At 42.5% G+C, this 14,129-nt stretch carries 8 protein-coding genes; 4 read left to right on the plus strand and 4 right to left on the minus strand.

Features of this window, described 5'->3' with window-relative positions:
* The first annotated feature begins 329 nt into the window (after window positions 1-329).
* From I3249_RS02160 to I3249_RS02175, 4 genes are all read left to right on the plus strand, one after another.
* Window positions 330-794 (plus strand): hypothetical protein, encoded by a 465-nt coding sequence (locus I3249_RS02160; RefSeq protein ID WP_238068338.1) that lies wholly within the window; start codon window positions 330-332, stop codon window positions 792-794.
* A 113-nt stretch (window positions 795-907) separates the two neighbouring features.
* Window positions 908-2,992 carry a hypothetical protein gene (locus I3249_RS02165; protein WP_238068339.1) on the plus strand — a complete coding sequence of 695 codons (2,085 nt, stop codon included), beginning with the start codon at window positions 908-910 and terminating at the stop codon, window positions 2,990-2,992.
* Between the two features lie 152 nt (window positions 2,993-3,144).
* A complete protein-coding gene (locus I3249_RS02170; protein WP_238068340.1) occupies window positions 3,145-8,475 on the plus strand; it encodes a hypothetical protein in 5,331 nt (1,776 codons plus the stop codon).
* A 155-nt stretch (window positions 8,476-8,630) separates the two neighbouring features.
* Window positions 8,631-9,407 carry a hypothetical protein gene (locus I3249_RS02175; RefSeq protein ID WP_238068341.1) on the plus strand — a complete coding sequence of 259 codons (777 nt, stop codon included), beginning with the start codon at window positions 8,631-8,633 and terminating at the stop codon, window positions 9,405-9,407.
* Window positions 9,408-9,522: 115 nt separating this feature from the next.
* Here the strand turns inward: I3249_RS02175 and I3249_RS02180 are convergent, their stop codons facing one another.
* The 4 genes from I3249_RS02180 to glpK form a co-directional block, all read right to left on the minus strand.
* The gene (locus I3249_RS02180) at window positions 9,523-10,215 is read right to left on the minus strand and encodes a TetR/AcrR family transcriptional regulator (protein ID WP_057759404.1); all 693 of its coding nucleotides are present in this window, start codon (window positions 10,213-10,215) and stop codon (window positions 9,523-9,525) included.
* 236 nt (window positions 10,216-10,451) lie between these two features.
* The gene (locus I3249_RS02185) at window positions 10,452-11,474 is read right to left on the minus strand and encodes an endonuclease/exonuclease/phosphatase family protein (RefSeq protein WP_238068344.1); all 1,023 of its coding nucleotides are present in this window, start codon (window positions 11,472-11,474) and stop codon (window positions 10,452-10,454) included.
* Between the two features lie 266 nt (window positions 11,475-11,740).
* Window positions 11,741-12,253, minus strand: coding sequence for a hypothetical protein (locus I3249_RS02190; protein ID WP_165597173.1), 513 nt, complete (start codon window positions 12,251-12,253; stop codon window positions 11,741-11,743).
* A 247-nt stretch (window positions 12,254-12,500) separates the two neighbouring features.
* Window positions 12,501-14,111 (minus strand): glycerol kinase GlpK, encoded by a 1,611-nt coding sequence (glpK, locus tag I3249_RS02195; protein WP_238068346.1) that lies wholly within the window; start codon window positions 14,109-14,111, stop codon window positions 12,501-12,503.
* Window positions 14,112-14,129 lie beyond the last annotated feature (18 nt).

Consider the following 14,129-nt stretch of genomic DNA (forward strand, 5'->3'; position numbering starts at 1 on the left):
TTATTAGTGGCACAACACGAAAATCAGATATAAAAGGATAGATAATATCAATGACGGTAATAACGACTGTAAGGCAACTGGCGAGGTTTACATTAACAGTTGTATTTTGATAATACCCTTACCATAAGGCGGTTAAATATTACCGCTCATCGTTTTTATAATGAATGTTTGTAAAGGCTTTGTAATAATACCTTTGAGAACATTTTCTCGTTCCTATCAGCGTAGCTACTCATTATAGTGATTTATAGCGTATTTACTTAATCACGTCATACTATGAGCTGTAAAGTAAAGGTTGCATTGATAGTCGTGATTCTAGAAAGGAATACCCAATGAAAGGTTTCAATTATTTACGTAGTATCTTAATCGCTGGTGTGGTATCGACTGCCGCACTGAGCGCAGCCTATGCAGAAGACGCGCTATCTATGGAGCTGACTGCTAATAAAGTAGCAAAAGATGCCGAAGGCAAAACAGTTTACTTGCCTGTCAGAAATGCCGCTGCAGGTACTGTCGTTCAGTATAAAGCCACTTATACCAACACGATTAACAAAGACATCAGCGACTTGGCAGTGACGCTACCTGTCCCAGCCAATATGACCTTCACTGGTGAGGCTCATCCAACCAGTGCACAGGCCAGTATCGATGGCAAAAACTATGCTGACATGCCATTGATGCGCAAAGTCAATGGCAAGCTAATCAAAATCCCACTGTCTGAATATCGTGCATTACGCTGGAACATTAAGCTATTACCTGCAAAAAAATCTGCTGATGTCTCGCTCAATACTATCGTCAATTAATTATTACCAATTAAATCTCCTTTTAAATGAATAAACAATCATTTTGTTTATTCGCTATTTAGAGCTTTCACTTTAACCTGCAATACTTTGCTTTAACCTTTTAGGACTTCTTTATGAAACCGAATCTATTTAATCACACTCTACTCGCTGTCGGCGTTGCTGCTGCGCTGGGCTTATCTACTGTCGCTGGTGCCAACACTACTAGTGGCGAAACCACAACTGAAGTATTAGTTAAAAACGTAGCCACAGCAAATTATTTTGTTGCAGGTCAAAAACAACCAGAAGCTGAATCTAACGAAGTTTCTATCAAGATCTCAGAAGCAGTTTCATTCTCTCTAACTGCTAATGAAGATGATGGTAAGAAAGATGATGATAAAAACGAGCTATTAGAAGTTGCGCCAAATGGGGTCGTTACCTTCGAGCATACCTTAGAAAACACAGGTAACCGTGACGATATCTATACCGTAAAGCTGACTGATGTAGATGCCAAATATACTCCGACTACTACTTATAAGATATTTAATGATGGCGATGACATTGCTACAGTCACCCCTGTAAGTTCAGGCACTATCGCTGCTACTGGTACAGCTATTAGCGTAGGAAAAGATCAGTTTGTTCAAATCATTGTTAGTGCCCAAACGGCTGGTAACAAAGGTAATGACAAGCCAACACTAAAACTATCTGCTACTAGCTCTGCATTAACTGATAATACTGGAAGTGCTACTCCAACACTTACCAACACGGATAGCTCATTCACTAAACTACCAACCTTTAGCATCGTAAAAACGATGACTAACGGATTAGATTTGAATGATACTAATGATACTGCGACCTATCAAGTTGTGGTAAAAAACGATGCTTCATTGTTCTCTACTAAAGCCACTGATATCACTATAGAAGATTTTCTGCCAGCAGGCCTTGTTATGGCTGAAGCATTAGGCTCTGCTAATATCGTATATTCTGGCGATCATAAAGCAGGTGCAATTGATACAGCTAATAACGGTGCAGCAGGTAGTGACGGCTTCAATATTAAAGGTGTTGACCTTGATGTTGGCTCATACGTAACCATTACGTTTACCGTAAAAAAAGGTGGTACTGGTACACTCGATCCTGCAAACGCGCTTAACCACGTTACCGTTACTGATGACTTAGATAATAATCCTGCTACAGATAACACACTTATTGATAGTACAGATAGTACACAGGATAATGTCAGTACCTTTAACCCTAACCCAGAACAAAACTTTACTACTGGTACGACCGCAACTGAGCCAGGCGATGATTCAACTCAACCGCTATTGACGATTAAGCGTGTCTTAGCATTGACAGGCCCAACCACTAAACAAGTTCCTCCTACTACAAATCCTGATGGCAGCGGCGAAGCTACGCATACAGCTACCATTACTAACAGTGGTCAAGAAAAAGAAGGGAATGCTCTAGGTGAGTTAACATTCACCCTTACTGATACTGATACTACCGCAGTAGGTACAGTTAACGTTGTGGCAGATAAAGTAAAAGTTATCTATGAAGGCGTAGAATATTTACTTCCTACAGTTACTGCTGATAGTAACGGTGTATACACTTACGACATCAATGATGCAGTATCAACAGATGGGAATTCAACGCCTTTCCCTGGTATAGCACCAGGTAAGACTGCAGACATTCAATACAACGTAGCATCAAACAATGCAACAATAGGCACTACTGACACAGAAAGCGCCGAAGAAATTGTTGTTACTCTACTTCCTAAAGGTGAAGGCTTCCCTACCGTTCCTGAGATAACAGACACCACTCAGGTTCGTGGTCTACTATTATTCAAAACTCAGTCGCTAGATGCTAACTGTGACGGTACATCTGATGACGGTAAATTTGTTGATACTGAGATAGAAGCAGTTCCTGGTCAATGTGTTGTCTATAAAATCATGGCTGAGAATAATTCTGATACAACCAAAGGTTTTGATATTAATTCATTAGTTATATCGGATCTACTAAGTAATTTTGAAGCTCAAGCTTCAGTAAAGGAAATTACCAATAAGAGTCCTTGGACAACTTTAGGTAGCTCCGCATCTGGATTAACAGAACCAGCAAATGTAACTGCTACTGAAGTTCGAACCAAAATAGCTGAGTTAAAACCTACTGGGACTGCAACCTTAGATTTCACAATTGAAATCAAGACGAATCGTCTTACAACACCTTAAACTGTAAGTTAATGAATTGATTGATAATAGCTTCCTAGTTACAACGTCTATAAGTATCCATCGGTACTTATAGACGCCTTCCAGCTTTATGTATAACCGCTTGATGGACACTCTCTTATTAGCATTTTTGTTTTATTGGATAAGTAACATATATGACCACTCGTATACAGACAACGCTTACACACACATCATCGCGTACCGCCAAGGTATCCGCGTTGACATTAGCGATGTTGCTTATGCAATCGAATACCGCACTAGCAGCACCTGGTTCATTGGTACAGCTGATCGACAACGTTGCCAATGCCAGCTACACCGTCAATAACCAATCAGACGTTACAATCAAGTCTGACTCTAATAAAGTCCAAGTCAAAGCATCTACTCTACCCGAATATGGTATCGAACTGACTCAGCCTGCCACTCAAACGGTAGAGCCTAGTACCACCGTAAACTGGATCAACGTCCTAAAAAACACCAGTTATAGCGATCAGACTGTCGATTTGACTTTGACCGTGCCTGACACATTGTCCAATATCAAAATCTATCAAGACCTAAATAATAACGGCATCGTCGATGGTGATGACCAGCAGCTGTTACTTGATAACTTAAGCACCCAAATCAAGCTAGGACAGAGTGAGAGCATTCAGCTCATTGTCCAAGCACTGTCTGACGCCAACGCTCAGGACGGTGATACTGCCGAGATTCAGCTTGGTGCTGTGGTCACCGAGGATCCATCACTAAAAAAAGTCACAGCCACTGACAGCTTGGTCATTGTCAAACCAGATATCGGTTTCAAAAACGAAGCTTTCGATAGTGAGCCAACCTCTTCACAAGTTGGCAAAAACGTCTATCTCGAAACCAGCTTTGCACAATGTAACCTGCAAAGCGATGAGAAAGACCAAGTATGGGTCACCATCAAGTCAGCCAATCCACCGGTTGGAACTGGTGACACTTATTCACTAAAAGCTATCGAAACCGGTGTGAACACGGGTAAATATCGCTTAGACGCCCCTACGCAAAATAATGCAAATGCAATTAATGATGCCATTATTCAGACACTAGAAGGCGACACGCTGACGGCTACCCTAAACGCCTGTATTGCCCCCTCTGTCGGATTGGATGAGCAACCTAGCGCGTCTGATCTCAATAAAATTGACCGAGATCTCAGCACGACCATCGTCATAAACGATACCTCCCCTACGCTACAGGTCACCAAAGAAGGTGATGTGAAGACTGCTGAGCTAGGTGACTATGTCAACTATACGATTAATATCAAGAATGATGGTAAATCTACTGCCTATGATGTTGAGTTAAAAGACGCGATGCCACGTGGCTTTGACTATGTGGCTGGTAGCTTGCGTGTTGATAACGCTAAAACAGATGACTTCACAGCAGAAGGCAAGTATCAAATCTTAGGTTTGGGTGATCTGGCAGTTAATGAAAGCAAAACAGTCACTTATCGTGTCTTGATTGGCTCTTCTGCCTTAGGTGGCGACGGTATTAACCGCGCCATCGCACAGGGTCGCGACTCTGAAACTGGTGGATCAGTACTGACTTCGATAGAGGCACAGTGGCCTATCGAAGTGAACCGTGGTGTCATGAATACCGATGGTATCATCATCGGTAAGGTCTACCACGATATCAACCGTGACGGTATCCAACAAAAAGAAGACGGTGAGCTGGGTGTCGCTGGTGTGCGCATCTATATGGAAGATGGTAATTTCATCGTTACCGACCCTGAAGGTAAGTATAACTTTTATGGCATCAGTGCTAAGACCCATGTACTAAAAGTGGATCGTACAACCATACCTAGAGAGACTGAGCTGGTTATTCAAAGTAACCGCAATGCTGGTGATGCTGGCAGCCGTTTCGTCGATCTAAAATATGGCGAACTGCATCGCGCTGACTTTGCTATCGTCGGTGGTATGGGCGATAGCACAGATCGTCTAAATGCAGAGCTGGTAGAGCGTAGCAAGACTATTAGTGCAAAGAATAATGCGCTAGAAGCTACGGTAAAAAACAAACTGGCATTAGAGCCTGACTATGATCGTGATGTGACCGATAATGTTGATGCCAGTGGTTGTAAGTCTAATGATGACTTAGATCAGAGCATAAAATGTGACTCCGCTATCGTCAATGACATGGCGACACCTAGTGCTGACCGTATAGAAATGGCTGTCAATACCATCAAGCAGCCAAAAGCTGAACTGTTAGAAGAGTTCCTAAAAGAAGTGGCAAGCAATGAGGTTGCTTTTATTAACTTGAGCAGCGGTCAACAGCTCGCCTCACATAAGCAATTGGTTCAAGTACAAGCGCCACTAGGCTCAAACTTCACGCTATATGCCAATGGCAAGCCCGTATCCGAACAGCAAATCGGTAAGACCGCTGAGCAAGAAAAACAAAAAGTCATCGCTTTTGACTATTATGCAGTTGATTTAAAGCGTGGACGCAATACCCTACGTGGTGTGGCTACTGATGTAAATGGCAAGGTTATCTCAGAGCAAACTATTGAAGTGCTTGCTCCTGATAGCTTGCAAGCGATTGACTATCGCACCCAAGACAGCCTTGTACCTGCAGATGGTGTCAGCGAATATCAAGTCGTCATCAGTCTAAAAGACCGTGATGGCCGTCCTTACGTTTCATCCACTCCTATCAACATCGATACCAATATCGGCCGTATCAACCTAAAAGACGGTAGTAAAGAAGCGGCAGGCACCCAGATTACTGTTTCTGGTGGTGAGCTGTTAATACCCGTAACTGCACCTAGCGTACCAGGTAAGGGCGAGCTAGTAATTGACACTGGTAGCAGCAAACAAATCATTCCGTTACAGTTTACTGCTCAACTACGTCCACTACTCGCTGTTGGTATTGTAGAAGGTGCTATTTCACTAAAAGACTTTGATGGTAGCAGCATTACCGATGCTCAAGGTGCATTTGAGCAAGAGCTAAATGACTTTGCTGGTAATGATGATTACACAGCTTCTGGTCGTGCCGCAATGTTCCTAAAAGGAAAAGTACGCGGTGATTATCTATTAACGCTTGCATATGATAGTGATAAAAAAGGCGAGCGTTTGTTCCGTGATATCGAGCCGGGCGAATACTATCCTGTCTATGGCGACTCATCAGCCAAAGGCTTCGATGCGCAGTCTACTAGCAAGCTTTACGTGCGCCTTGATAAAGGTCGCTCGTTCGCTATGTATGGTGATTTAAAAACGCAAATTGATAACGATGAAGGTATCAAGCTTGGTCAATACAACCGTACATTAACTGGCCTAAAGGCTCAATTTGAAGATAGCAATACTCGTGTTACTGCCTTTTTAGCAGAGACCAGTACTAGCCAACGTGTAAATGAGACTCGTGGTTTGGGCATTTCAGGCCCATATCCATTGGCTGAGAACTTCGATGCGGTATTAGAAAACTCTGAAACGGTTGAAGTTATTACTCGTGACGCTAACAACCCTGGGCTTATTATCAATCGTGAGACCCTTACTCGCTTTGCTGATTATGAGATAGACCCGATTAGCCGCAGCTTATTTTTGAAATCACCGATTGCGAGTCAAGATCTCGAAGGCAATCCTATCTACATTCGTGTCACAGTAGAAGTGGATGAAGGTGGTGAGGACTATTTGGTTGGTGGTATCGCTGCCAAACAGCAACTGACTAATAAAGTCGCTATCGGTGGTAGCTATATCAATAGCGACGACCCATTGAACAAAGAAGAGCTGGCTAGTGTCAATAGCGTTATCAAGTTCAACGACAAGCTAAAGCTGGTCGCTGAATACGCAATGAACAAAGCTGAGAACCCTAATTTTCAGCCAAGCAATCAGATTAACACCACAGAATTAGACAATAATAATGTTGAGGGCAATGCCTTACGTGTCGAGCTTGACTTTGATAATAAGAAAGATACGCGTGCCAAGGCTTATTACAATGATGCAGATGCAGGATTTGTCACTGGGGCTTCTCCACTGACTGCTGGGCGTACGGAGTCTGGCGTAGAAGTCATCCATACATTTAACGACAAGAAAACAGCGTTGAAATTAGAAGGTGTACGTACCAAGGACCATACTACTGACGCGAGTCGTGAAGGTGTACAAGCCAGTATCGAGCAACGTTTGAGTGAAAACGTCGTTGGTGAAATCGGTGTGCGTTACTACAAACAAGATGCCACTGCTGCCTCACGCAATACTCAAGCCGCGACAGACGTTGTAGATATTACAGACGACACTCTGTTTAATGATGATGACTTCAATGCGGACATCATCAATCAGTCAGCGTTAAGCAGTGTTAGTAACGCTGAAGAAGATATTGAAGGCACGACTGTTCGTGCTCGTATTACCTCTCGTCTACCTAAGTTGAATAATAGCTTGGTATTTGCAGAATATGAGCAAGATATCGAAAATAGCTCACGTAATGCAACTTCTATCGGCGGTGAGACAGCACTTGGGGACTTGGGTCGTCTATACGCTCGTCATGATTTGATCAACAGCCTATCTGGTACTTATGGTCTTGATGATACAGATGAGCGTCAACGTACCACTGTTGGTTTTGACGCGACTTACATGAAAGATGGTAAGGTTTATAGCGAATACCGCATGCGCGATGCCATTAGTGCACGTGAGGCAGAAGCAGCTATTGGTCTAAAAAACAAGTGGTATGTTCAAGAAGGTTTAACCTTAAACACTTTATTTGAGCGTGTTGAATCTCTGGAAGGTGAAGAAAGTAACACTGCAACAGCGGCAGGTATCGGTGTTGAATATCTTGCAAAAGAGAATTATAAAGCATCAGGACGTTTTGAAAAACGTTGGGGTGAAACAAGTGATACGCTACTTGGTAGTGCTGGTATCGCCTATCGCTATACCGATGAGGTTACCTTCTTAGCCAAAGACATCTACTCACGCACTGACTATAGTGATGGCGATCGCACTATCAATCGTTTTCAGCTAGGTGCTGCATATCGTGACTACGATAGCAATCAGTTAGATATGCTTGCAAAATTCGAATATCGTTTGGATGATAATAATACTGGCGATGACGCTTACCAAAAAGACACCATGATTTGGTCATGGAATGGTAATTACCATCCTACGCGTCCGTTGACGTTGTCTGGACGGTATGCTGGTAAGTATACAGAATACGAAGCAGACAGCTTAACCAGCGATAACACGGCTCACGCTGTTTATGGCCGCGGTCTTTATGACATCAGTGAGCGCTGGGATATTGGTTTACAAGCAGGTACTTACTGGAATGATCAAGCAAATGACTTGGCTTATATGCTTGGTGCAGAAGTGGGTTATAGCCCAATGACCAATCTTTGGTTATCACTTGGTTATAACTTCATGGGCTTTGAAGATGAAGATATTGCTTATGACGACAGTACTCAGCAAGGTGCTTACTTTAGATTGCGCTTTAAGTTCGATGAAGATTTATTCAAACGTGAAGACCCACGTAAGAACCAACGTCTAAGCAGCAATTCTGCATTTTAATTGTTTGATACTAATGATACTGTCGTAAGTACATCTTTAAGACAGTATCATGATTGTCTTATGGCAAATTATTTTGTCATTCAATAAACAACTAAGTCAGCCCTAGTAATGGTAAATAATACCAACGTTTATTACCTTAACATAAGGTTTACACCATGTTTGATTCATCCATCAATGCAGCACCTTTCAAGCGCTCAATATGCGTTACACTATCAGCTTTATTTTCGTTAACCTTTATGCAGCCAGCTTTAGCTAAGAGTGAGACTGTCCAAGTAGCTAACTCAACTAGCATGGCTAAATACTGCCGTGATGATAGTCAGACTCAAGCACGCTCTTATAGATATCAAAGCGAACAACAGCGCCTGTTAAATTGTATTGTCACGCAGTTAAAACCCTATCAACAAAAAGACAAGACAGCCGCTCAACAGTATTTCGCATATAAAGCGCAAGCGTGGTTGAACTATGCTATTCATCAAGACAGTATGAATAGCCGCTCATCTGCTGGTCAAGTTGCGTTAGAAATGGCAGAGCCTATATTGCAAGCGCTAGATAATGACACGGTACAAGACTTGGGCCTGCATCAAGATATTCCGTCTACCTCTGCTCTAATGCGTCCTGATCTATGGGCAACTTTAAGCGCACTTAAAGATGGTGATGGCATAGCGTCAGCACCACGTGAGATGGCTTTTAGTGAAGTGGCTTTGATTTGGGCTGCGACCAATCAATGCGCGCGAGGCTGGCGCGAATCTGGCATGCATTTTCGCATGGCTGATCGCTGGCTTGAGCAGGCCCGCGAAGCTTACGTCAATGCCAATGACTCACAGACCAATGTAGCACTAGAGAAGTCAATAGTCAGTTACCATAAGCAGTACTCGCCTTTAGACGCGAGCGATGGTACTTGCCGTGGACAAGATTTGATATCTAATCGTTAAAAAACAGCTGTTTTATTAGAGATATTAATCTCTATTATTTCTAATCTTATGCTAAAAACTAGACGTAAAAAAGCCGACATATTTGTCGGCTTTTTTATTTTTAAAGTGAGCTCAATTAGCGGTTTTTACGTGGTAACTTTTCTGGTAGATAACAACGTAAATAAGCAATAAATGCTGTATTTGCTTCTTGGATATACTCTTCAGTAATACTCTGATGGCGGCGATATGACAAGGTGAATATGGCATTTACGATGCTATAAGCAATCAGCAATGTATCTTGGATATCATGGAAGTTTGGCATTTCATAACGCTCTGACAAACGCTTATAGACCAGATCAACGATTTGATGATCCATATCTTCACCAAAGCTGTCACCTTCAAAATCAGGTGTATTAGTGTCATAGATAAGCTTGGCTTTTGTCTCATCGTTATGGAATATCGTAATACAACGATCGATAAGCGCCGTTAAATACCCTTGCCATCTGTCATAGTTGCCAATATCGACCGTCTCTACCATCTCTAATATTTCAATCGCATTCAAAAAACGCAATGCTAAAAATATTGCTTCAATATTAGGGAAAAAATGGTAAGCAGACGCTCTTGGTATGCCCGCTTCTTCACACACAGCCGCTAACGTAATATCGTTAATAGCATGTGTTTCGCTCAATTTTTTGGCACCAGCCAATAGTTTTTGACGACGTGCACGGCCTTGCTGGCTAGTAAACTTAAACTTATTAGGTACAAGCTTTTTTGCCAATTCCGAATCTACCAACACATCTTCAATCTTTTCGTCTTTATTATCACTCATTGTGAATCTCTTAATGTTGCGCCCTATTTTATAAATATAATCTTCATTGAATAGTATTTATCCTCAAATCAAGGATAGTTGCCTGTTGGCTAAAATATAAAGCCTATATGGTCACTACTATATTCAATGCAGAGGCATCATAAACGCTTGTATAGCATCAAGCAAGGGACATGAATAGGTTAAAAACAATAATACGCTCAGCAATTTAATAGAGCTAACCGTCTAATTTTATAAAGTTAATCTTTGAGTTTTATTTTCGCCCTTATAATACCATGATCGGTCACTCTATCGTCATAGTCCCATTTCAAATGATCATTAAAATAATCGACTCGTTCAACATGACCAAGTAAAAACTTACTATCAGGCAAAAACTCTTCTGAGACAAATAACTGGTCGATAACTTCTGGCATACCTTGATATATATGGGTATAGGCAACATCTTTCATCCAGCCATATCGTGCCTGGATCCGAGCAGCATCAAAAAGTGCAACATCACGCATACTTTTATCGTAATTAACCTCCCCAGTTTCTGTCATCAACTGAGTAGTCACGCTACCTGTGACATCATTCATATCGCCCAATAGAATCAATGGTTCACGGGTATGTTGCAATCGCTCTATGATAGACATACGGATAGAGGCCGCTTCTGCCGCGCGCATACACAAACTACGAAGCTTGGCGCGAACTCGAATATTTGGATCGTCCATGTCTTCTAATAAATCACCGTTTTCGTCACGTAAGAAGAAAGCACGCTTGCTTTTTAGATGCGCTGTAATAATAGTAATGGGCTGTCCATACGCGTCAACACGTAATACTAATGGAGGACGGTTGAAGCGTTGATAAGGACCGATATCAGGTACATCAATAATGGCTTTTGGTGCTATATTTTCTAGCAAACTGGTTTCTAACTGCTCAAATCGGCTGATAATACCGACAGCAGGTGTATTCTGTGCACCCATGCCTTTGGTGTATATACTGGCGCTATCATTACTAGCAAGTGGAATGACCGCATGCTCGGGCTTGAAACCTAGTGAAACAGCCAGCGCTTCTAATGCATCACTATCCCACACCTCTTGTACTGCGATAATGTCAGCATGCGCTTTAGCCAATAAATCTGTAAGACCTCGCAGCTTATGATCATAAGCTTCATCGTCATAAGCGGGCGCATTTTCATAATAAGTTCGATTAGGGTTCGCAAAGTTCAGCAAGTTGGCCGTTGCGATATAAAACTGTTTACTACCTTCAGTGTTATTACTCATATATTCCCCATCGCTCTCATTATTATATTACATAATATTCACGTATGTGTATACGCTGCAAATTTTATGCCTAAAAAAACTCCCAAAGTTAAACTTTGGAAGTTTCAAAATAGCACAAATATTGATAAGTAGATTTACTAATAGAACTGGACATACAATTAATCTATTTTAAGTAATGGTATAGCAATCCTTGATACTAGCCAATTACTAATCCGCACGTTTACTAGGATATCTAACATACAGCTCCATGTACTACCTATCGTTTATTATGATACACGGTGCCATGCATCACGCGATGCTTTACGTGCTTCATTCCATTCCAAACGAGACTCACCCTTCACTTCGTGCCATGAGCGCTCTAAATCTGCTTCATGATCTTCAAAACGAGCATCTACTGGATAACGAGCACGGTTCGCATAACCGACTGCATATGCTGGATGTAAGTCACGGTCGAAATCGTATTCTTCTCTATGATAATCTGCATTTGCATACTCTGCACGCCAGTACGCTTCTTCGTGAGTTGGATCAATAGCTTCTGCTGCTGCATGACCTGCGCCGCCACCCACGATAGCACCAATAGCACCACCAATTAGCGTACCTAGCGGACCTGCCATTGTACCGATAGCTGCACCTGCTGCTGCACCGCCTACACCGCCAATACCTGTACCTACTGGATGCGAGCCTGGCTCACCGGTAATGATGTCTGCGTTTAAATCTTCTTTTGTCTCTTTTGACATATGTTTTACTTCACTGCGATCGATAGCATCATGGTTACTCATAGTATTGTCCTTAAATTATTTATTATTTATTGAATTATTTATCTGCTAAAAACTAGCGGTCTTACTAAATCCAATTGAAGTATAAAAATTTATAGGTAAAGACAGATAGGCCGATTTTGTAAACTGTGTCCGTATTGCGATTATCTTGCGTTACAGCCTGTATCTTTATCACACTTGTGTACGGCAGCCTCATACTTTGAGTAATTATAAATGTACGATCACAATAAATTTACTAAGTAAATCAATCTTATAACGGCATCAGGGACCTTTTGATAGCCTGTTGCCATTTAACAAGATGTCGCTCACGAGTATCAGTCGACATACTTGGTTCAAACACGCGATCTACCTGCCATGAAGCTTTCATGGTCGATTCGTCATATAGCCCAGTTTTCAGTCCTGCGAGGAGTGCTGCGCCCTTTGCCGTAATCTCTGTATCTCTAGGACGTAATACTGGAACACCTAACAAATCTGCTTGGAACTGCATGAGTAAATCATTATTTGCAGCGCCGCCATCTACTCTCAGCTCAGTCAAAGGATGAGGGCTGTCCTTTTGCATAGCGATAAGCACATCATAGGTTTGATAGGCAACGGCCTCCAATGCAGCGCGAGCAATATGTGCCTTAGTAGTACCGCGGCTCATACCAGTGATGCTAGCACTAATATCCGAACGCCAGTAAGGCGCGCCTAGTCCAGTAAATGCCGGTAATAGAACGACATCTTCGCTACTGTCTACTTGACGGGCTAGGTCCTCGACATCACTACTCTGCTGAATCATACCCAAATTATCACGCAGCCATTGAACGATAGCCCCCGCCATAAAGACACTGCCCTCTAGGGCATAAGTGACTTCCTTTTTAGGCGGTTGTAGCATGCGTTTGCCTGACTGTACGATTTGGTCAAATGACAAATTGTCTGGACGAATTGGTGACGTTTTACGTTGCCATGCGATGGTGGTTAGCAGCTTATGCTCACTCAATTTTGGCTGCTGGCCAATATTCATTAGCATAAAACAGCCTGTGCCATAAGTGTTTTTGGCCATGCCTGCATCAAGGCAACCTTGTCCAAAGAGCGCTGCTTGCTGATCACCCAATACTGCTTGAATGGGTATTTGCTTTGCAAACAGGCCTTTTTTGGTTTTGCCAAAATCACCGTCGGACGATAGTACTTTAGGTAATATATGCATAGGTATAGCAAAACGGTCACAGAGTGCCTCTGACCATGCTAGTTTATGGATATCAAATAACAATGTACGAGAAGCATTGGTCACATCGATGACATGCTCCCCGCCTGTGAGCTTATAAATCAGCCAACTATCAATCGTGCCGACCGCTATCTCACCTTTGCTGGCTCGTACACTAAGCTTCGGATTGTTTTCGAGTAACCAAGCAATCTTACTGGCACTAAAATATGGGTCTAAACGCAGGCCTGTAATACGCTGAACTTCATGTGCCATGTTGACGCTATCAACACCCGGATGCACAGGGTCATTCATACTATTGCTAGCACTTTCAGCAGCGAGCGTCTTACAGTAATTTGCGGTACGCCTGTCCTGCCAAATGATGGCAGGAGCCAGTGGCTTGCCAGTTTGCTTATCCCACATCACAATCGACTCTCGCTGATTGGTAATTGCGATACTGGTAACGTCAGTGGCAAGCAGCCCTGCCCGATTAATAACATCATGTGCACAGCTAATCTGAGTTTGCCAGATCTGCTGTGCATCTTGTTCAACGAACCCAGCTCTTGGTGTTTGCAGCGTCGTTGGCTGTTGTACCATTTTGATAGGACGCGCATGATCATCGTACAATATCGCTCGACTCGATGTGGTCCCTTGATCCAACGCTAAAATATACCCTGCCATGACACACCCTCTACTAAT

The organism is Psychrobacter sp. Ps1 (assembly GCF_022129425.1).
In the GTDB taxonomy this organism is placed as follows: Bacteria; Pseudomonadota; Gammaproteobacteria; order Pseudomonadales; family Moraxellaceae; genus Psychrobacter.

Coding starts and splice junctions, on each gene's coding strand:
- I3249_RS02160 (WP_238068338.1), top strand. CDS start 330: ATGAAAGGTTTCAATTATTTACGTAGTATCTTAATCGCTGGTGTGGTA.
- I3249_RS02165 (WP_238068339.1), top strand. CDS start 908: ATGAAACCGAATCTATTTAATCACACTCTACTCGCTGTCGGCGTTGCT.
- I3249_RS02170 (WP_238068340.1), top strand. CDS start 3,145: ATGACCACTCGTATACAGACAACGCTTACACACACATCATCGCGTACC.
- I3249_RS02175 (WP_238068341.1), top strand. CDS start 8,631: ATGTTTGATTCATCCATCAATGCAGCACCTTTCAAGCGCTCAATATGC.
- I3249_RS02180 (WP_057759404.1), bottom strand. CDS start 10,215: ATGAGTGATAATAAAGACGAAAAGATTGAAGATGTGTTGGTAGATTCG.
- I3249_RS02185 (WP_238068344.1), bottom strand. CDS start 11,474: ATGAGTAATAACACTGAAGGTAGTAAACAGTTTTATATCGCAACGGCC.
- I3249_RS02190 (WP_165597173.1), bottom strand. CDS start 12,253: ATGAGTAACCATGATGCTATCGATCGCAGTGAAGTAAAACATATGTCA.
- glpK (WP_238068346.1), bottom strand. CDS start 14,111: ATGGCAGGGTATATTTTAGCGTTGGATCAAGGGACCACATCGAGTCGA.